Annotated in this window: 15 protein-coding genes; 8 read left to right on the top strand and 7 right to left on the bottom strand. The window is 39.1% G+C overall.

Annotated elements, in window-relative coordinates; all coding sequences use genetic code 11:
• The first annotated feature begins 7 nt into the window (after positions 1–7).
• The 3 genes from WFN33_RS05330 (at position 8) to WFN33_RS05320 (ending at position 4,491) form a co-directional block, all read left to right on the top strand.
• A complete protein-coding gene (locus WFN33_RS05330; RefSeq protein ID WP_004717613.1) occupies positions 8–1,474 on the top strand; it encodes an aldehyde dehydrogenase in 1,467 nt (488 codons plus the stop codon).
• A gap of 38 nt (positions 1,475–1,512) precedes the next feature.
• Positions 1,513–3,153, top strand: coding sequence for a thiamine pyrophosphate-binding protein (locus tag WFN33_RS05325; RefSeq protein WP_336951931.1), 1,641 nt, complete (start codon positions 1,513–1,515; stop codon positions 3,151–3,153).
• A 144-nt stretch (positions 3,154–3,297) separates the two neighbouring features.
• Positions 3,298–4,491 carry a hypothetical protein gene (locus tag WFN33_RS05320; RefSeq protein WP_336951930.1) on the top strand — a complete coding sequence of 398 codons (1,194 nt, stop codon included), beginning with the start codon at positions 3,298–3,300 and terminating at the stop codon, positions 4,489–4,491.
• Between the two features lie 202 nt (positions 4,492–4,693).
• On the opposite strand, the gene WFN33_RS05315 is transcribed toward WFN33_RS05320, so the two are convergent.
• Positions 4,694–5,578 (bottom strand): dihydrodipicolinate synthase family protein, encoded by an 885-nt coding sequence (locus tag WFN33_RS05315; protein ID WP_262780939.1) that lies wholly within the window; start codon positions 5,576–5,578, stop codon positions 4,694–4,696.
• Positions 5,579–5,583: 5 nt separating this feature from the next.
• On the bottom strand, positions 5,584–6,366 hold the full coding sequence (locus tag WFN33_RS05310) for an aldolase (RefSeq protein ID WP_336951929.1): 783 nt from the start codon (positions 6,364–6,366) through the stop codon (positions 5,584–5,586).
• Positions 6,367–6,475: 109 nt separating this feature from the next.
• Between WFN33_RS05310 and pdxR (WFN33_RS05305) the strand changes: the two genes are divergently transcribed.
• Positions 6,476–7,909, top strand: a complete 1,434-nt coding sequence (gene pdxR / locus WFN33_RS05305) for a MocR-like pyridoxine biosynthesis transcription factor PdxR (RefSeq protein WP_336951928.1) — start codon at positions 6,476–6,478, stop codon at positions 7,907–7,909.
• A 150-nt stretch (positions 7,910–8,059) separates the two neighbouring features.
• Here pdxR (WFN33_RS05305) and WFN33_RS05300 read toward each other — a convergent pair whose 3' ends face one another.
• On the bottom strand, positions 8,060–8,515 hold the full coding sequence (locus WFN33_RS05300) for a GNAT family N-acetyltransferase (protein WP_336951927.1): 456 nt from the start codon (positions 8,513–8,515) through the stop codon (positions 8,060–8,062).
• Positions 8,516–8,623: 108 nt separating this feature from the next.
• Here WFN33_RS05300 and pdxR (WFN33_RS05295) point away from each other — a divergent pair, with 108 nt between their 5' ends.
• Positions 8,624–10,102: a MocR-like pyridoxine biosynthesis transcription factor PdxR gene (pdxR, locus tag WFN33_RS05295; protein WP_336951926.1), complete on the top strand. Its 1,479-nt coding sequence runs from the start codon at positions 8,624–8,626 to the stop codon at positions 10,100–10,102.
• 146 nt (positions 10,103–10,248) lie between these two features.
• The gene (locus tag WFN33_RS05290; protein ID WP_336951925.1) at positions 10,249–12,576 is read left to right on the top strand and encodes a TonB-dependent receptor; all 2,328 of its coding nucleotides are present in this window, start codon (positions 10,249–10,251) and stop codon (positions 12,574–12,576) included.
• Between the two features lie 225 nt (positions 12,577–12,801).
• Here WFN33_RS05290 and WFN33_RS05285 read toward each other — a convergent pair whose 3' ends face one another.
• Positions 12,802–13,185 (bottom strand): hypothetical protein, encoded by a 384-nt coding sequence (locus WFN33_RS05285; protein ID WP_336951924.1) that lies wholly within the window; start codon positions 13,183–13,185, stop codon positions 12,802–12,804.
• Between the two features lie 364 nt (positions 13,186–13,549).
• On the opposite strand from WFN33_RS05285, the gene WFN33_RS05280 reads away from it, so the two are divergent.
• A complete protein-coding gene (locus WFN33_RS05280; protein ID WP_336951923.1) occupies positions 13,550–14,557 on the top strand; it encodes a T6SS immunity protein Tli4 family protein in 1,008 nt (335 codons plus the stop codon).
• Between the two features lie 2 nt (positions 14,558–14,559).
• Positions 14,560–16,467, top strand: a complete 1,908-nt coding sequence (locus WFN33_RS05275; protein ID WP_336951922.1) for a lipase family alpha/beta hydrolase — start codon at positions 14,560–14,562, stop codon at positions 16,465–16,467.
• Between the two features lie 130 nt (positions 16,468–16,597).
• On the opposite strand, the gene WFN33_RS05270 is transcribed toward WFN33_RS05275, so the two are convergent.
• From WFN33_RS05270 to WFN33_RS05260, 3 genes are all read right to left on the bottom strand, one after another.
• Complete coding sequence (locus tag WFN33_RS05270) at positions 16,598–17,806, bottom strand: MFS transporter (RefSeq protein ID WP_336951921.1); 1,209 nt, start codon at positions 17,804–17,806, stop codon at positions 16,598–16,600.
• 190 nt (positions 17,807–17,996) lie between these two features.
• Positions 17,997–18,584: a TetR/AcrR family transcriptional regulator gene (locus WFN33_RS05265; protein WP_336951919.1), complete on the bottom strand. Its 588-nt coding sequence runs from the start codon at positions 18,582–18,584 to the stop codon at positions 17,997–17,999.
• Positions 18,585–19,163: 579 nt separating this feature from the next.
• On the bottom strand, positions 19,164–19,958 hold the full coding sequence (locus WFN33_RS05260; protein WP_336951918.1) for a TorF family putative porin: 795 nt from the start codon (positions 19,956–19,958) through the stop codon (positions 19,164–19,166).
• Between the last annotated feature and the right edge of the window lie 25 nt (positions 19,959–19,983).

The raw sequence follows: 19,983 nt of genomic DNA, 5'->3' as shown, positions 1-19,983 counted from the left end.
TTTGATCATGGTAAAGGAAATTTATATCGCAGGTGAATGGCGATTAGGTAAAGGCAATACGATTCAAAGTCTGTTTCCAGCAGATCAATCTGTCAATGCTGAAATTTCTACAGCGAGTTTAGATGATGTCAATGAAGCAATTGAAAAAGCAGACTTGGCATGGCGACAAGCGGGCTGGCGCAATAGCATGCCACATGAACGTGCGCGTATTTTGTATAAAGTGGCAGAGATTATTGAAGCGCGTGTAGATGAGCTTGCAAAATTACAAACCCGTGATAATGGTAAGCCACTGGCTGAAACACGTGGTTTAGTGATGAGTGCAGCCGCGACAGCACGCTATGTTGCCGCAGCATGTGAAACGCTGAATGATGAACTCACCACACAACGTGCGGCTGACTTTATGACCATGAGTGTGCATGAACCTGTCGGTGTGGTGGCCGCGATTACACCGTGGAATTCACCGATTGCCAGTGAAGTTCAAAAACTTGCCCCTGCGATTGCTGCTGGAAATGCGGTGATCCTTAAACCGGCAGAGGCAACGTCTTTAATTGCCTTGGAACTTGCGAAAATCTTTGAACAAGCAGGACTGCCAAAAGGCTTACTCAGTGTTTTAGTGGGGCGTGGTTCTGTAATTGGTGATGCCATCGTAAAGCATCCTTTGGTCCGCAAAATTTCATTTACTGGCGGAACCACTACAGGGCGTCATTTGGCTCATCTTGCCGCAGATAAATTGATTACCACCTCATTAGAGCTTGGTGGAAAATCCCCTACGATTGTTATGCCTGATGCAGACATTGAGTTGGCTGCTAAAGGTGTGGCTTATGGGATCTTTAGTTCCGCAGGACAAGCCTGTATTGCAGGTTCACGACTCTTCGTGCATCACAGTATTTACGATCAGTTCCTTAAGCGTTTGGTTGAAATTACCAAAGCTTTACGAGTGGGACATCCAGAAACCGCGGGTGTACATTTGGGCTCTTTAATTAATCCAAAGCATTTGGCTTCTGTCGATGCCTATGTGCAATTGGCCAAGCAAGAAGGTGGTCAAGTTGTAGTGGGTGGTCAAGCGCTGACGGATGGTGATTTGGCGAAAGGAAGTTATTACTTACCGACCATCATCACCGGCTTAAATAATACTGCACAAACCTGTCAGGAAGAGATTTTTGGTCCAGTCTTGGTGGTGATGAAGTATCACGATGAAGCTGATTTAATCACCCAAGCCAACGACAGTTGTTTTGGGCTTGCAGCAGGAATCTGGACTGAAAATTACCGTAAAGCTTGGCAAATTGCGCGTGCTTTGGAAGTCGGTACAGTCTGGATTAATACCTATAAAAAATTCTCTATTTCGGCACCGTTTGGTGGCTTTAAAGAAAGTGGTATCGGGCGTGAAAAAGGGCGTTTAGGTATTTTGTCTTATATGCAGCAAAAAAGTATTTATATGGGATTAAGCGAACAGCCAAATCCTTGGTGTGAATAATAAATTCATGGAATGAAAAAGTTTTTGAGGAATAAACAATGACAGAACGTGTAAATGTAGGCGAAGCAATCGCGCGTGTTTTAGAAGCACACCAAGTGGAAAGTATCTATGGGGTGATTTCAATTCATAACCTACCAATTGCAGATGCCGTAGGGCGTCGTGAAAAAATTCGTTTTGTGGCAGCGCGTGGCGAAGCAGGTGCAGTCACGATGGCAGATGGTCACTCACGCTTTAAAGGTTTAGGGGTTGCTTTGACCAGTACCGGTGCTGGGGCAGGCAATGCAGTAGGTTCATTGATTGAAGCGATGAATGCTGGAAGTCCTGTGTTGCATTTAACAGGGCAAGTTGAACGTGAATATCTTGATCGTGATGCCAGCTTTATCCATGAAACCAAAGATCAACTGACCTTCTTACGTGCTTCAAGCAAAGCTGCATTTCGTATTACCAGCCCAGACAATGCAGTGGGTGTAATTCGTGAAGCAATTCGTGTTGCAACCACAGTACCGATGGGGCCTGTAAGTGTTGAGCTCCCGATTGATGTGCAAGCTGCAGAAATTGACTTGCCATTGAATTTAGGTCCTGTCAAAGCGCTTGAATTACCGCAGGCTGAGCAAGTTGAAATAGATTTAATTGTTGAAGAAGTTAAAAAAGCCAAACGCCCCATCTTCTGGATTGGTGGTGGCACATTAAATAGTGTTGATGAAGTGAAAGCCATTGCGGATCTTGGGATTCCTGTTGTTTCTTCTACCCATGCTCGTGGTGTGTTAGCGGATGAGCATCGACGTAGTTTAGGTGCATTCCATAATTCAGCAGGGGTTGAGCAACTGTTAAAAGAGGCTGACTTATTGGTGGTGGTGGGCTCGCGTTTACGCAGCAATGAAACTAAAACCTATTCGGTACAATTCCCTGATAATCTGATTCAGATTGATGCCAATCCAGTAGCACAGCAACGTAATTATAAAGTTCGTAACTTCATTTGTGGTGATGCCAAAGATGTATTACAACGTGTGCTCACAGGGCTAAGCGGTATCTCAAAAGTTGATGCAGATTATGATGCAGCGGTTGTTGCGGCAAAACAGTCAGCTATTGAGGCGTTGCGTACTCAGCTGGATCAATATGCCCTGATCTGTGATCACTTACGTGCGGCACTACCTCAAGACGGCATCTTTGTTCGTGACATTACCATGTCAGGCAGTACTTGGGGCAGCCGATTATTTCCAGTACAAGCACCAAATCAAAATATTCACTCACTTGCAGGGGCAATTGGTCTTGGATTAGCCACAGCAATTGGTGCTTCTATTGCCAATCCAGATAAAAAAGTGATCGGCTTAGTAGGGGATGGTGGTTTGATGCTCGGTATCGGTGAGATTGCCACCATGGCACAAGAAAATACCAACATGGTGCTGATGATCATGAACGATGGTGGTTATGGCGTCATGCGTGGTATCCAAAAGAATTACTTTGAAGGGCGTCAATATTTCAATGAATTGCATACCCCAGATTATAAAATCTTAGGGGAAGCAATGGGAGTGAAAAGCTGGAAAGTGGGCAGTGCAGATGAGTTTAAAAGCGTGATTCAACAAGCGGTCGATTTTCAAGGGCCAAGTGTGATCGAATTGGATATGAATTCGATTGGACCACTGAACTTTGCAGGACCACCGCAGAAAAAACTCTATTAAACCCAGTTGAACATCCGATGCTGGCATCGGATGTTCAGCAAAAGCTCCGGCAAATTTTTTTGCTCAAAATACAATAAAAACTATGTTTTATAGGTAAAACAAAAGTCCAACAGGATCGTTGGAACACAAGGGAAGGACGCAATTATGAAAAAGACATCAATCGCGATGCTACTTGCAGCAATTTATTTGGGTACCACATCCAATGTTTTGGCGCAAAGCTCAGCATTAGAATGGAAAAGTGAAGATGGGACGGACTCTATAAAATTGGGTGGCGTGGTGCGATTAAACCAACGCTATGAAAATTGGGAAGGGCCCAATGATGGCTTTGGCAAACTCTATTTTGATATTTTTAGAGTCGATGTAAAGGGTAAATTTAACGATGCCTATTTTAATGCAAGTTATCTGTTTCAAGATCAAGAGAAGCGCTCGATTGAAAAAGCTTATGTGGGCTACAATTTAGACCAACAGAATAGTCTAGAAGCAGGATTTGTATATAAGCCTTTTGCGATTTATCCTTATCCGCAAAATGGTTGGACTTACCATATCCCATTCTTTTTGGGCTATGGCAATAACATTGCGCCAGGTTTGAACTGGAATTTTCATAATCAGGACTGGGAGGTAAAATTGGGCTATTACCCTGAAATGCTGGCAACCAATCTGCGCTATTCGCCCGAAAGTGCCACTTATGATGACCTAGCCGACAATGCATTTCCAAGTCAAAAAGCCTATCAAAATGAAAAGCGCCATCAATTCAATACGCGGATTGTGCGCAAGCTAGACACCAAAGTGGGTAAGCAGGAAGTCGGGGTATCAGGGGCAATTGCGCAATTGCATAATAAAACCACCGATAAAAATGGTCAATATTATGCAGTAGGGGTGCATAGCGATAACAATTACAAACGCTTTAATTTACAAAGCTCTGTGATTCATTATCAATATGATGCAAAGAATCCTGATGGGGTCAATAATGATATGACTTTAATGGGGAATAACGGATTTACCCCTGCTTATTTTATTGCCTCTGAAGCGACAGTTGCCAGTTTAAATCTTGCCTATACCTTACCTATGCAAAATATGGGCAAACTCAAAGCGATCCGATTCTACAATGATTATAGTTATATGGATAAGAAACGTGATGATTGGTCAGATTCTCAAATGAATACCACTGGGATGATGTTTATTGCGTCACCCTTTATGGTGTGGGCCGATTATACTTGGGGGAAAAATGCCAATATTATTGGTGGTGCAATGAATTCAACCGGTTTTAGCTCGACCGTTTCACCCTATAGTGACCAATGGTTGTATCGTATCAATTTAAACCTTGGATTTAGTTTTTAGAAAGCTGATTTGGGAATTGATTTGTTTGTTACGCCGATATTTGCTATGGCAATAACCGCTTTGTTGCACTTAGATTTAAACACCGCTGGATGACATTTACTTATCATTTGAGTATCTGTCAAAGCAGCGGATCGGCTGTGTATGCAACAAAGCATGTTTATCGGATCAATTTTATAACTTCACAAGCGCATACGACGATCGTTTACGCTTGTTTTGCTAAGGCCATCAACGACTTTAATTGCTGAACTTCCAGTGGGGTAGCATGTTGTAACGGTTTTCTTGGTTCACCTACAGAAAAACCTAATTCATTTAAACCCGCTTTGACTGTTTTAGGTAAGCCACCTTGTACAATAAAGCGCAGCAAAGGCAATTGACGATAAAACAAGGCTTTGGCGTGGTCTAAATCACCATCTTTGACTGCCTGATATAACTGACTTGGTAGCTCACCGAGTAGATTTGGCGCCACAGTACACCAGCCACTTGCCCCTGCACAAAATGCCTCAAGTGCCAAAGGATTACAACCATTATAAAAGGGCAACTGTCCTTGAGATAATTCATGAAATTTATGCATGCGCTGAATATCGCCGGTACTGTCTTTAACCATGCAAATATTCTCAATTTCTTGAAACATTTTCACGATCAATTCTGGTGACATATCTACTCCACTGGTTGCAGGGTTGTTATATACCATGATTGGCAGCTTGGTCGATGCAGCAATTTGCTGGTAATAATCATAGATTTCTTGATCATTGAGTTTCCAGTAAGACACTGGTATCACCATAATTAGATCAGCGCCAAGCTCCTCAGCTTTTTGGGCTTTTTGAATCGCCATCGCCGTTGTGAGTTCAGAAATTCCCAACATGACTGGGACACGTTGATTAACGACTTCGATACTTTTTTGTGCGACTTGTTGCCATTCTTGCCAAGATAAATAGGCACTTTCACCAGCACTGCCCAATGGCACAATCGCATTACATTGTTGTTCTAGCAGAGCATTTAATGTGATGGTCAGCGCATCAACATCGACAGCTTGGGTGTCTGGGTGAAATGGTGTGATTGGGTATGCAATAATGCCTTCTAATTTCATTTTCATTACTCCTCGATACAGTCCGCATGATTTTTTAAAGCTTTACGCGCATAGTAGGCAAAATTGACATGATTACGCTTGTTGGTAGAGACCCAGTCATGAGCTTCTTTTGCCAGTTCATGTGGGATAGGTTGAATTTGTCCAGCAGCCATTGCCAAAAGCTGAAGTCGGGCAGCGCGTTCAATTAAAATGGCTAAGTTGCAAGCCTCTTCAATGGTTTTACCTGCCACCAGCTGACCATGATGTGACAGTAGTACAGCGCGGTTTTTACCTAAGGCTTCTGAAATAAAGATACCTTCTTCATTGCCGACAGGGACTCCCGGCCACTCTTCCACAAAAGAACAGTCTTCGTATAAAGCGCAAGTATCCATTTGTGCGATCGCTAAGGGCACACGGAGCATTGACAACGCTGCAATATGTGTTGGATGGGTATGGATAATGCAATTCACTTCAGGATGTTGTTTATAGATCCATGTATGAAAGCGATTTGCAGGATTTGCCATACCTTGTTGGTCAAGTGGTTTTAGATCTTCATCAACTTCCAATAAATTTTGCGCTGTAATTTCATCAAAGCCGAGACCAAAACGCTGAGTGATAAAGGTATTGCCTTGCGTGGTACGACAAGTGATTTGTCCAGCTAAGCCAGCATCATGTCCGTGATCAAATAAAATACGGCAGGTTAATGCCAACTTTTGTCGATCTGTATAGCTTGAATCTTGAATAAATTGCTGCATGTTTTGCTGTGCATTTTGCATCAATTGCTGTTTGTCTAGTTGTGCCGTTTGCATAAATAAAACCTCTCGCTGAGTTGATTTTCACATCGCCTAAGTACAGAATAAAAATTCTGTGGATGGATTAAAATATCCAGTTTCTAAAACTTATATGGGCCAGAGAGTTATGCGTCAGCCTTGGAAAATTCGGCTACATTTAGAAGATCGTGAAGAAAAGACCCTTTTTTTAAAGTTGGCAAATCAGATTATTCAAGAGATTTTATCTGGCAGAATTACTCAGGGAACACGCTTGCCTGGTTCACGCACTCTGGCAGATGAACTTGGGATTAACCGAAAAACCGTACAATCGGTATATGAAGATTTGGAGGCACAGGGGTGGCTGGTCTCAAAAGCCAGACAGGGCACTTTTGTTTCAGAAAACTTACCAGACCTAAAAGTGCAGTCATCGCCTACACTCAAACAGATTGATATCACACCCATTTTTCCTACGCAGATACTTATCAAAAATGATGGTGTGCCAGACAATCGGTTGATCCCCTATGAATTGTTTTCTCGGGCTTATCGGCATGCATTGATTCAAGTGACACGCCATCAAACCATGGGATATGGAGATCCTCAGGGCAGTTTAGAACTTCGTCAAGCCTTATTAAATATGTTATCTATGGAGCGTTTTATACAAACCTCTATGGAAAACATTTGTGTGGTTCGTGGCAGTCAAATGGGGATTTTTCTAGCTGCGCGGGTTCTGGCTCAACATCAGTCTCAGCGTCATATGATTGTGGTAGAGCAATGGGCTTACCCACCGGCAGTAGAAACATTTCTTTCTAATCATTATCAAATTATTCGCGTGCGTTTGGATAAGCATGGTTTAGATACCGATCATTTAACTGAAATTTTGTCCAGCCATGCAGTTGCTGCGGTCTACACCACACCCCATCATCAATATCCAACGACAGTGACGATGTCTATGGATCGACGATTAAAACTATTAGAGCTGTCTAAAGCCTTTGATTTCTATATTATTGAAGATGATTATGACCATGAGTTTCATTATGACAGCCGACCCATTCCGCCGTTAATTAGCTTACCAGCAGCAGACAAAGTGATTCATATCGGCTCTTTGTCTAAAGTATTCGCGCCCAGTTTAAGAATTGGTTATGTGGTGACCAATGTACAGATTATTCAGGCGATGAAACAAGATATTTTGCTGATCGATAAACAGGGCAATGCGATTACTGAATTGGCAATGGCTGAGCTGATGCAGCAGGGTGAAATTAAGCGACATATCCGTAAAATGCGCAAGATTTATCAGCAACGTCGAGATTTTGCTGTGATGGCTTTTCAACAGACGTTTGAAGATAGGGTTAAAATAGCCACACCCGCAGGTGGCATGGCGTTGTGGGTAAAATTTAAGTTGCCTTATCAACAGCAGTTTTTAATGGTTTTAAAACAATTACATATTGATTCTGAATATGATTTTGGTTCGGTATGGCATCATTCAGATGATAGTTTTTATATTCGTTTTGGTTTTGCAGCCCTGACCGAATTGGAAATCCGTCAAACTGTTGAAAAGTTATATCAGGTTTTTGTGAGTTCATGATGCTCAAGAGATTGAAAAATCAGCTTAAGTCATGTTGAACTGACTTTAGAACGGTTTAGGTTTAAGTAAAGATGCTACAAATTGAAATAATCACAATATATTGAGATTTAAGTAAAAACCAGAAGCATTGTGTTTCTGGTTTTTTATGGATTAATTTAAAGGCATACGATATTCAATGACCCCTGGTTTTTCAGCAATCCAGTCATAGAGTTTTTGTGCAGTTTGATTGCTTTGTTGAGTGTGCCAATACAAACGCGCGCAGGGTTGAACTATAGCTTGCTGTTGTACATATTCAATCAGGCGCTTGCCTACATGTTGACCTCTTGCCTGTGGAGAAACATATAAGTCTTCTAGATAGCAAAAGTTGGTCTCGGCCCATGTCGAGCGATGGATCACATAATGTACAAAGCCAAGAACATGCTCAGCTTGTTTAGCAACAGCACAATATATCGGCTCTTGATCATCAAAAAAACGTTGCCAAGTGGTTTGCGTAACAGTGTTGGATAAAGCCACTTTGTAAAAGTCTTGATAAGCCAGCCAATACTCCAGCCATTGTTTATAGTCTTGTTGTGCAACAGGCACAATTTGAACCACTAAATTTTCCATAGGTATTCTCCAGTTGTCGGGAAAGAAAGAGGAGAAATGAGTTTAAGTATGATTGTGGTATTGAAATAAGATACACTTTGAGTATTTTTAACAGTACCAGTTTTGTTTATGGTGACAGTAACCTCTGCTTATTTCCCTCATTTGATCTTACCTAAAGGGGTGATTAAAGAGGGTTTATATAGCGTCTTACGTGATGCAATTTTAGATGGTCGTCTAGCTTCTGGAACCAAACTGCCCTCTAGTCGTGTCTTGGCAGAAATGATGTCGATTTCTAGAAATTCAGTCTTGGCTGCAATGGACCGTTTACTGGATGAAGGCTATATTGTGACCAAGCCAAGCTCTGGTACTTATGTCGCAGAGCTGATTCCTGATCAATTAATTTCTATACAAGAGATACCGACAGAATCTTCATCTGATATCTGTCACAAGCTAAATATTAATCCGCATATCGCAAGCTTATTACCTGCTTGGCAGCAACAAAATGTATCTGGGCAGGGTGAAAAAATATTTCATGTCGGCGTTGGTTGTATCGATTTATTCCCACATTCGCTTTGGGGGAAATTATTGGGACGTGCTTGGCGGCAGTCTCATCAGCAATTGGGGCAGTTTCATGATTGTCGAGGCTATTTGCCTTTACGTCAGGCAATTTGTGATTATGTTCGTTCTACACGGGGACTAAAATGTGATGTACAACAAATTTTGATTGTAAATGGTACCCAACAAGCGATTCATCTTGCAGCTTATGCATTATTACAACCTTTGGATCAGATCTGTTTAGATGAGCCGGGCTATGATGCCGCTTTAAATATTTTTCGGAGTTTTGGCATTCAAGTTCATCCTGTATCAAGTGATCACGAAGGGATGAAAGTTGCCGAGATTATTCAGCATTATTCCGAAAGTAAATTAATCTATACCGCACCTTCACATCAGTTCCCTTTAGGTGGAACACTCAGTTTAAGTCGACGATTGGCCCTGTTGGAATGGGCAGCGAGTCAGCAAAAATGGATTTTTGAAGATGATTATAATAGTGAGTTTAGATATGGAACTCATCCAATTCAAGCCTTACAGGGCTTAGACCAACAACAAAGAGTGATCTATTCTGGTACTTTTTCTAAAATGATGTTTCCGGAGTTCCGACTTGGATTTATGGTGGTTCCAGAATCGCTGATAGAAACATTGAGTCTGGCAAAATACTATACTGATACGCGGAGTGCTTATTTAGAACAAGCGGCTTTGGCTTTGTTTATCAAAGAGGGGCATTATGCACGCCATGTACGTAAAGTGCGTAAAGCTTGCCAAGAACGTCAACAGGCATTAATTGCTGCGATTCAACAATTTCTTGCAGATGTATTGACTGTTCAGCCAACCGACTCAGGGATTCATGTGATTTGTTGGCTAAATGCCCCATGGACTGAGCAAAGCTTTATTGACCAGTGTCTTGCCATTCATTTGGCTGTTCAGCCTTTATCCCGCTACTGTCAACAACCTTATGAAAAAGCTGCGGTATTGTTTGGCTATGCAGCGCATACTCCAGATGAGATTAGCATGAATATTCAGAAGCTGGCGCAACAGATCAAGCACAAGTAACACGGATTCCAGTTTCATCTTCTATATTTCTTCATTTCCTATATAAATCGCTAGCTGGTCTAGCTGTATAAGCACTGATGATAATTGTTGTACATCTGTTTATGTAATGTTATAACATAACAATAAATTACAATTCGGAATCCATGATGCGTCACCATACTTTAGCAATCGCTATTTCTTTACCGGTCTTTCCTGCATATGCGATTGAAAACAAACAACTGACTGTACTTCCAGTGATTCGAGTCAATGCCGAAAATGATCCATTTATCAATCAAAGTATTGTTGTAGAAAATAGAAATGCAGACAATAAAACTTTAGGTGATGCTTTAAAGCATCTTTCAGGGGTACAAAGTAGCGCTTTTGGTCCCAATTCAGGTGCGCCTGTGATTCGCAGTTTAAGTGGAAACCGAGTGCAGATTTTGGAAGATGGTCAGTCTATTTATGGAATGAATAGTATCAGCGGCAATATTAATATCCCTTTTGATCCTTTATTCACTCAATCTGTTACTGTCAATAAATCTTCAGACAGTGTACGTTATGGTGGCAATGCCATTGGCGGAAGTGTGAATATTGATTCTGGTCTAATCGATACAGCGATGCCGAATAAAAGTTCTCAATTAGAGCTGGTAGCGAAAAAGGGCTGGAATGATTTTGATGCCAAAGGTTTTAAGCTCAATCTCAATAACCAAAGTAATTTTTCCACCAATTTATTGTTTTCTAGCCAAGATATGTCAGCTTATAAAATTCCGGGAGAGGGTAAAGCGAGCGTATGTAATAGTGGCGTATTTCCAGCGACGGGTGGGGTAAATACAGCATTAGCAGATGCTTGCCAAAAAGAAGTACGCATTCAAAAAAATTATAACACTGCATCTCAGCCTTATATTAACCAGTTTATGACAGAAAACCCTGATTGGGCAGATGGTTCATTTTCCTTCTATACGGATCAACCAACTACTGAGATGCGTGGAAAAACCTATACCAATCCGATAAACCCTAAATATGTGCCCAATACCCAGCAATATACTGAAAACAAAATTAATAAAGATGTCACACCCAACTATAAAAAAAAGCTGGGCAATAGCTATTTAGACAATCAACACTTTGCGATTGGAAGCACTTATTTTCTTAACAATGGACGTATTGGGCTCAGTGCTGATTCAAAAAAAAGTGAATATGGGGTACCCGGATTTTCTCTTGAAAATAAATCTTTTCAATCTACCAGTGACAGCATACCAGTCGGGGTGAAAACAGATCAGCGAAGATATGCCTTAGACAGCGAGTTTAATTTTAGCCCGTTGTTATTGAAACAAATACAATTTGATGTGAGTAAGAGCGTTAATACATCAGGAGAATATTTAGGATCAAAAATGGCCAATAACTATAAATTTGATACCCAACAGGCTGAATTATTACTTATGCATAGACCTGTTGAATTTTGGAATGGTTTTATTGGCTTTAATCAGATTGATCGTAAAGTGGTAGGGCATGGAAATTTACGTTATTTACCGAATATCAATACGCAAACACAAGCCGTGTTTATCAAGGAAAAATTAGACTTTGATTGGCTAGAACTCGATGCTGGTTATCGTAACGAAAAGGTTGAACATAAAATTCAAAAAAGTGATTTTGTACCATCCAGAAACTCACCGAATACAAAACTCACCGATACGAAATTTAATCTTGAAAGCTATAGTTTCGGTTCATTCTTAAAATATAATGATCTATTGGGTTTAAAGTTGCGTTATTCAGTATCAGATAGAGCACCTGAAATTAATGAACTTTATGCCAGCCATCCACATTATTCAATTATGTTACAAGAAGAAGGTAACCAAAAACTCAAAGAAGAACAGTCCAAAAATCTTGAGTTAACAGGTCTGTTCAATTATAAAAATTTTAATTTTGAAGCAACTGTATATAAGATGAAATATGACAAGTATTTGTATTTGACCCATTCAGGGGCACAAATGCGTAATCGTTTGCCACTCAAATATTGGACCCAGACAGATGCTGAAATTACTGGATTTGAAATTGATTTAAAACAAAAGTTTGAACTCAATCAGTATGGTAATCTTTTGATCTCTGCTTTTGCTGATTTGGTGAAAAATAAAAACTTGAATCCAAACAAAACCAGTTTAGCAAATGATGGAAATTACTTACCTAATATGCCAACGAACCGTTATGGGCTAAATCTTGAATGGAATAAAAATGATTGGTTAGCACGCTTATCCAATATTTACTATGATCAAGCTCAGTATTTAGGCAAAAATGTGTCTAAAGAAATTCCATTGCCGTCTTATAACTTGCTGGATCTACAAATTCAGAAACACTTCAAATTACAAAATGCCAATTTTGATGTTTTCCTCAATGGATCTAATTTGTTAAATGAAGATGCACGACCACAGAACTCGCCATTAAAATACATTGCACCTCTTCCTGGGCGTGGGGTACAGCTGGGTATAAGTATGAAAATTTAATCGCTTAACTTTTGTTGGCTAAATTTTATATGCGAGATCTTAACTTAAGATTTATTATCGGGGGCAATAAGTTGCTGTTGTCTAGAAGACTTCAAGCAACATGTTGGCCCCTTTATTTTGATAGATTGAGAGTAACAAATTGATGTGATTAAATTAAAAAATAGCTGTTAAAAATAGTCTATTCGATTCAATCATTACAGCTTGATTTATTACAGCGTGAATTGTTTAACATGCGATTGCTGCTTCACGTTCAAAAATAGATTCAACACTTTCAAATACCAAATGACAAGTTTGGTTTTGATATTGTCGCGCATAGCTGTTTACTGCATTTTCAAGCACTTGTAAAAAATCATTATAATTCTGTTCAAAGTCTAATAAGTCGAGTAAATCTGATTTTTTGCTGTTATGGCAGTTATATTTTTGAATAAAATCAAGCATTATTTTTTGAATAGGGGCGTGAGTAAAATAAATTAAATAAGTCGCTGCCGAACCACAATGCAAACAACCTTGTTCAAGATAAATTTCTTCACTGTTTAACCAGCAACATTGTAAGGTAAAAAATGCTCGAATCGCTTCAGTCGCTAGAGTAGGCTGTTCCAAAGTGTTCACCAATCTTTAGATAATGAAATTGATAATCATTATCAATTATATTTTGCAAAAAGTCTATTTGATAATCATTAAATTTCTTAAATGGTGTGCTGAAAGCTGTATTGTGAAATTTAAAAAGCTTTTATAAGAAAAAATCGATTTAACAAAGACTGCAACTACAGAGTTCAAATATACAAATTATTTTTAATTGCTTAATAATTAAATGATATTTATTGTTTTTTTGAGATTATTTACATTTTGTGTTAAGTTTTGCTTATTAATTTTAGGCTATAAGAATAAATAAATGTTGAACAATATTTTTACTTTCTTCAATAGCTAAAAATACTTATACATCTGATAACGCTTATCTAAAAAGGAAATATTAATGAATAAACTATTTTCTTCTTTATTACTCACCACTTGCATGATCACGACAAGTTGCGCATTTGCACAATCAGCAATAAAAAATACTGGAAATAATATGATCAATTTAGAAAAAACTAAAACTTATTGTATTGGGCGTTATGTGGTGGATATTCCTGCTGAGGCTAATCCATTAGAACGTTATGATAAATATGATTCTTTTACTATTAAGGTTCAAACTAAAGCAACACGTCAAGATTTTGATGAAGCAGTTCAAAAAGTGAGAAAAGAATATTCTGAAGACGGTTGGTTTATCACTGATGATCCTCAAGAACAAAAAATTGATAGTCGAGTCACTAAAATTATCAAAGGTAAGACATCAAAACATAAAGGCGATCCTTTAGATGTCTTTGGCTTTGTACTTGATAAAAATACTTTATATTTAATTGAAGGTGGGCATAGTGACTCCCCTGAAAGAACCAAGAGAAGTAACGAGGCGATTCATAATTTAGTGAAAAACTTACGCTATCGTAATGAACATGAGATTCCTAAGGAAGCAGGACAATGTATTTACCAAGGCTTTATCAAAGATCAAACCAAACAGTACCGCTATAGTATCCAAAAGCTTGGTTTTAGATTTAAGGACTATCCAACAGTAGTGTTACGTTTTGAGGCAGAAACAAATGATGAATATGTCTTGCCAATGATTCCACGGATAGAAAAAAAGTTTAAAGAGGTCGGGCAAAGCCAGCGTCAAATTGATAAAGGCAATATTCGTAAAGGTGAAAAAAATACTGGGCATTTAACGGGACAAGAATGGATTTCAGTAGAAAAAATGAAAGGAAAAAATGGCATTAGTGCCTTATGGGAACATACAGGCAGTGCCAATAATAACCAAGATCCATTGATTAGTTTTGAGGTAGATACGGCACGTTCTTCACCTCTTACACAGAGCAGTAGCCTAGAACAATATGATGCCTTAAAACTATATGAATCGATTCTAAAAACCATCCGTAAATTCGGAGAATAATAATGTCAAATAATGTCCATCGTCATGAAGCCTATGAAATACTTTACGAATCTGGAAGTGTGTCTTATGTTTCATATACCACACCAGAGAGTGTTAATTCCGAGTGTGTAATTCCTGCACCTGTCAAATATGTCGTGCCGATTATTTTTATTCCAGGGATTATGGGGTCAAATATTAAAGATACCGCTGATGATAAAGAGGTTTGGTATCCCCGAATATCACTGTCTACAATTATTGAATACAGTAAACGAGATGCACGAGAACGACAGATTGCCCTGAACCCAGCAACAACTCAGGTTGGGTACGATGGCGATGTAAAAATAAGTAAAAAAGCAATTCCACATATGACCAAAGACTTGGCTTTGGCACGCGGTTGGGGTTCAGTGATTACCATGGGTTATGCAAATTTACTGATTTATTTGGAGAGTAATTTAAATCAACCCTTCAAGAAATTAAAAGATCAAGAGAAGGATAAGTTTAATGGTACAGCTGAATGGGAAAAAATTGTCCAACCCGGCAATGCAGATACGGAAAAAATACTTAAAAATTGGTCGTCGCAAAAAACTGTTGAATTATTAGGTCTAGAACAGCATGAGGAATTGGCAGATTATGCTTTTCCAGTGTTTGCCTGTGGCTATAACTGGTTACAAAGTAATATGAAGTCAGCAGATCATGTTGCAGACCGACTGAATAATCAAGTTATGGCGCAAGTTAAAAAAGAATTTCCTACAGCAAAATTTAAAAAATTTATTATCGTTAGCCACTCTATGGGGGGCTTAGTGACTCGCGCCCTGATCCAAAATGCTAAGGTTAAAGATAAGATTGCTGGTGTGATACATGGTGCGATGCCTGCCAGTGGTGCGCCAGCAGTATATCAACGCCTCACTGTAGGCTGGGATGGTTGGAAAGCCTCAACAGGACTTTTCAAAAGTGCTGTAGCTTGGGCAACCAAATTTATGTTTGGGAATACTTCTGAACGTCTCACCGCAACATTGGCAAATGCGCCCGGTGGCTTAGAGTTATTGCCTTTTTCAAATTATTCCAATGTTGGGGATTTTCCCAAAAATTCTCAAGCATGGTTGGTCATTAAAGCGAAAACGCCTACAGGTGAAATGACTGCCACATTGCCAAAAAGCAATGATCCTTATAATGATCTCTATAAAAGAAAAGACTGTTGGTGGGCGATGATCAATCCTGATTTTATCGATCCTGCTGGATTGGTTGCAAAAACGGTAGATAAAGAAGGATATGATAGTATTTTTGATGTTTATAGTAAGAATATAAATATAGTCAAAAAATTGCATGATCATATAAAAGATACCTATCATGCCAATACTTATGCAAGCTATGGTGCTGACGAAGGGTTTAAAGCATTTGGTCAAGTGGTGTGGCGTTGTAAAGAAGAGTTAAATATTAGCAGTGAAAATGAACTAATTGAATTAATGAACTTATATGGCAAGAAAAATTTAATTGAACTTCCAGATATAAAAGATCGAAGTGATATAAAAGAAGACGATGTAAAACATGTTCAGGAAGATGATGCTGAATTAAGTATAAAAGGTTCGAAAATCCATAATTTACTAGACAATGCCTATAAAAAAGATGGCATAAGGGAAGTCTTGCTAGATGAAAAGTCCAAAATTTCTAAAACCAATAAAGCCACATTTTATTTAGATATTAAGCCAACTTCAAAGGGAGACGGAACGGTTTGTTATCAGTCTGGACAGGATGTGCGTGCTGATGGTCGTAGTCCAATTGAAACATTTATTATCAATGGTTATGAACATGCAAGTAGTTATGATAATGCGCATGTTCAATTAAATACCATCTACTGTATCGCAAATATTGTTGACATTATGAAGCAAGCTTCAGCAGCAGAAGTGTGTAAAAGTGAAATAAACAGACCATAAGCTAACTTTAGTAAACCAAACCATAGCTGTTGTTTAAGAAATTGATCAAACAGCACAGTCAACGATGATGGCGCTGTTTAATCCAATAGATTTTGTCATAAGAACATGCAGTTAAATGACGGTTTTAAACTTATTTGCTGTTTAAACGATGCCCTGATTTAAAACCATTTTCACTTGCTAAAAATACAATACATAACCCCAATAATGATAAGGCGATGATACAAACAAAAAATGAGTCTATTCCTACATTTTGCAGTAGGATGCCGCCAAAAATACCGCCCCCTGCAACAGCAAGATTGAACACTGTCACCAGCATTGATTGGGCAATATCTACATTTTCACCTGCAACATCTGCCAGCGCAGTTTGTAGTAGGGTTGGTGCACCACCAAAAGTCATTCCCCAAAGTACGATACCTAGCATCGCAAGCCAGATGTGATGACCGCTCAAGCCCATCAAAAGAGCAGCGATTGCAAAACCTGTTAAACTGATCAGGATTAATTTGCGTAATGATCTATCTATCCAAATCGCTGTAATCCAAATGCCGAATATTGAAGAAAGACCAAAAATAAGCAGGATAAGATCAATATGCTCACTCAGCTGGACAGCTGATAAATAAGGAGAAATAAAGGTATAAAGTATGTTATGTGCCAAAATCCAAACAAAAATAACTGTCAAAATTGCGCCTATACCAGGGTGAACCAAGACTTTGAGGATAGACTGTTGCTTACTCGGGGGTTGTCCAGCCAAATGAGGAAGGCTTACTTTAATCCAGATGATTAGGATTAAGGCAAGCCCTGAAATCATCCAGAAAACCCCACGCCAGCCAAACAGATTGCCCAACCAAATGGCTAAAGGCACACCCATACATAATGCGATGGGTTGACCAACCCCAACGATTGCCATCGCTCTGCCTTGTAGATGGGCAGGAACCAGATTTCGAGCATAACCAGCCAAGATACCCCAGATAATTCCAGCAGACATTCCGGCAATAAATCGTGAAATCAGGATGACGATATAGCTAGAAGATAGCGCTGTTAGACTATTGAAGATAAACAAGCCGGCGATTGCCAATAATAATAAAGGTTTTCTTGACCAACTTCGTGTTGCAGCAACCACAGGGATCGCCGCAATGACCGATCCTAAGGCATAAACTGAAATCATTTGCCCTGCTAAAGCTTGAGAAACTTCTAAGTCATGACTGATTAATGCCAATAAGCCAGCTGGTATGATTTCCGTCATAATGGTAATAAAACCTGCAACCGTAAAGGCCAATAATTTCCAAATTGGTAAGCTTGACGCAGATCGATTCAGCTCTGGTCTGTTGTTGAGCTGATTCATGCGTTATACCTCTGTGTATGATTGACAGAAAGATCATCTCGGTTAAGGAATATAGGCATCACAAAATATTGAAGATAAATATCCATACTAAACACCATGTTGTCATTATAACGGAACGATCGTTCCATTTTAGGGTAAATAAAATCCTCAGCATTGCAAATTGGACAGTCTGCTAAGGGGTAACTCGAAATTAATACAAGATATTCAATGCTACTTCAGCAACATTCTCTAGATATTGCTGACGATTTTCTGGGCTACAGCCTTTGCTTAAAACGCGAATGCCTTGAATGGTATTCACAAAAAAAAGAGCTAAAGCTTGTGGCGAACTATGTAGGATGATTTCACCAGATTGCTTTCCTCTGATTATGAGCTGTTCTAGTGCAAGTTGTAATCGTTCAAAATTATACGTGACAGATTCAGCTGTCTTTTGATCATGTCCTGCTAACTCCAAACAGGCATTGGCCATTAGGCAGCCCCGTTGTTGCGGATCGTTTAATTCATCTTCAATGATACGAGATAGTAATTGTTGGATGATACTTTTGACTGATCCATCACTGGATAATAAGTCGATATTTGATTTACTAATCAGGCGTTGATAGCGAGATAAGGCTTGTTGGTATAGCTGCTCTTTATTGTTAAAGGAACTATATAAACTGCTGCGTGAAAGTCCAGTTTCCTCAACCAAATCTTGAATGGATGTCGCTGCAAACCCTTTACGCCAGAAAACTTGCATAACGGCATTTTCAACTTCTTCTGGATCAAACGCTTTAGTGCGCATAATGTTAATTCATACTGGAACAATCGTTCCTGATACTTTATACAAACAATCAATGGCTGTCTAATGATAATTCAACAGTATGGGGAGATTTGAGTTTGCTTTATTGAATTAAGCCAAGATATAAGTCAACCTGTCAAAAAAGCTCAGACATAATAATATAATTTTTTTTAATGAATATTTTTAATTAAATCAATTGCATGAGAAAATAAATTATTTAATTATAAAAAGCTTGCAATGCCACACCTTACATTCAAAGTTTAAATAGCTTTGCGTAGGCGATGCCTCACTTTCGTAAGAGGTGCCAAACCTTGCGCTTCAAACAAAGCAGTGCTTTGTTTTTGCTCATGTTGGGCGAGGGGTAGGATCACCATCTATAATTCAAAAGTAAAAAAATGAATTGATACCCAACAGTTTCTAAAAGCACATACAAAAACATAAGTTCATTTCTGATCAATGACTTGATAGAAATCACTTGTATGAATAATTAGGGGGGTGACTATAGACATTAAAAAACCACGCTCTTGGAGGGCATAGTTTTTGGTTAATCTATAACAGGTTACTAAATATCTAAACTTTAGCTTAAAACTTTTTAGTGAGTGAAAAAGTGAGGGTGGAATCAATTGGATTTGAAACATTGGCATTGGGATTGCCATTGCTGTATTTTTGATAATATCCGTTTTTGTCCCATGCTTTGCTATAACTTAAACTGGAAGATAAGCCATAAGGTAGCACTTTATTAATGGCAAAACTGGCATCTTGAAAGCTTGCGGCAGAAAAGTTTTTTATACGTTGATTGCCATAATGCATATTCACCGACCAGCCTTGAGCGATGGGTTGTAACCAATTTACATCTAAATAGCCTGAACCTCGAGAGTGCTTATTGGAACCAATTGCTAAAGTTTCAGAATTATTGCCAAAATAATCTTGGGTATAGGTGATTGCATATTTAACACTCAGCGGACCATAGCTGATTTCTGGAATAATTTCACCATAATCAAAACGGGTATGACCTGTTTCAGCAGTGGTTTTTGCCCCAGGATAGTAGTAATAAGCGACTTTAGTAGCCAGATTTAACTGACCGAAACTACGGCTATAACCAGTATAGACATCCCATTCAACATTGGCATCACGGATGAAGTCATCACTCACAGTAGAAGCCCAAGTTCCTGCATAAAAACCATTGGGATGTGCATAATCAAATCCGCCTTGTATAGCAGGGTTGCCCCAGGTCTGTTGAAAACCACGTGAGATATATTGGCTGGCCACTGTCAAATTTGCACTATAAGGAGATGGTGTTTCTACACCTGATTCATTGGCATGTATGGTTTGAAAAAATAGACTCAAAGGGATGGTCAATAATAATTTTTTTCTCATTTTATTCGTCCTTGCAAGATGCGAC

The organism is Acinetobacter sp. AS167 (genome assembly GCF_037152175.1).
Lineage (GTDB): Bacteria > Pseudomonadota > Gammaproteobacteria > Pseudomonadales > Moraxellaceae > Acinetobacter.
Note: the sequence above shows the minus strand (reverse complement) of the source record. Positions and strands in the feature narration are given on the sequence as shown.

What these genes read in the sequence shown, in the direction of transcription:
- WFN33_RS05330 (WP_004717613.1), top strand. Translation starts at nt 8, where the DNA reads ATGGTAAAGGAAATTTATATCGCAGGTGAATGGCGATTAGGTAAAGGC.
- WFN33_RS05325 (WP_336951931.1), top strand. Translation starts at nt 1,513, where the DNA reads ATGACAGAACGTGTAAATGTAGGCGAAGCAATCGCGCGTGTTTTAGAA.
- WFN33_RS05320 (WP_336951930.1), top strand. Translation starts at nt 3,298, where the DNA reads ATGAAAAAGACATCAATCGCGATGCTACTTGCAGCAATTTATTTGGGT.
- WFN33_RS05315 (WP_262780939.1), bottom strand. Translation starts at nt 5,578, where the DNA reads ATGAAATTAGAAGGCATTATTGCATACCCAATCACACCATTTCACCCA.
- WFN33_RS05310 (WP_336951929.1), bottom strand. Translation starts at nt 6,366, where the DNA reads ATGCAAACGGCACAACTAGACAAACAGCAATTGATGCAAAATGCACAG.
- pdxR (WP_336951928.1), top strand. Translation starts at nt 6,476, where the DNA reads ATGCGTCAGCCTTGGAAAATTCGGCTACATTTAGAAGATCGTGAAGAA.
- WFN33_RS05300 (WP_336951927.1), bottom strand. Translation starts at nt 8,515, where the DNA reads ATGGAAAATTTAGTGGTTCAAATTGTGCCTGTTGCACAACAAGACTAT.
- pdxR (WP_336951926.1), top strand. Translation starts at nt 8,624, where the DNA reads ATGGTGACAGTAACCTCTGCTTATTTCCCTCATTTGATCTTACCTAAA.
- WFN33_RS05290 (WP_336951925.1), top strand. Translation starts at nt 10,249, where the DNA reads ATGCGTCACCATACTTTAGCAATCGCTATTTCTTTACCGGTCTTTCCT.
- WFN33_RS05280 (WP_336951923.1), top strand. Translation starts at nt 13,550, where the DNA reads ATGAATAAACTATTTTCTTCTTTATTACTCACCACTTGCATGATCACG.
- WFN33_RS05275 (WP_336951922.1), top strand. Translation starts at nt 14,560, where the DNA reads ATGTCAAATAATGTCCATCGTCATGAAGCCTATGAAATACTTTACGAA.
- WFN33_RS05270 (WP_336951921.1), bottom strand. Translation starts at nt 17,806, where the DNA reads ATGAATCAGCTCAACAACAGACCAGAGCTGAATCGATCTGCGTCAAGC.
- WFN33_RS05265 (WP_336951919.1), bottom strand. Translation starts at nt 18,584, where the DNA reads ATGCGCACTAAAGCGTTTGATCCAGAAGAAGTTGAAAATGCCGTTATG.
- WFN33_RS05260 (WP_336951918.1), bottom strand. Translation starts at nt 19,958, where the DNA reads ATGAGAAAAAAATTATTATTGACCATCCCTTTGAGTCTATTTTTTCAA.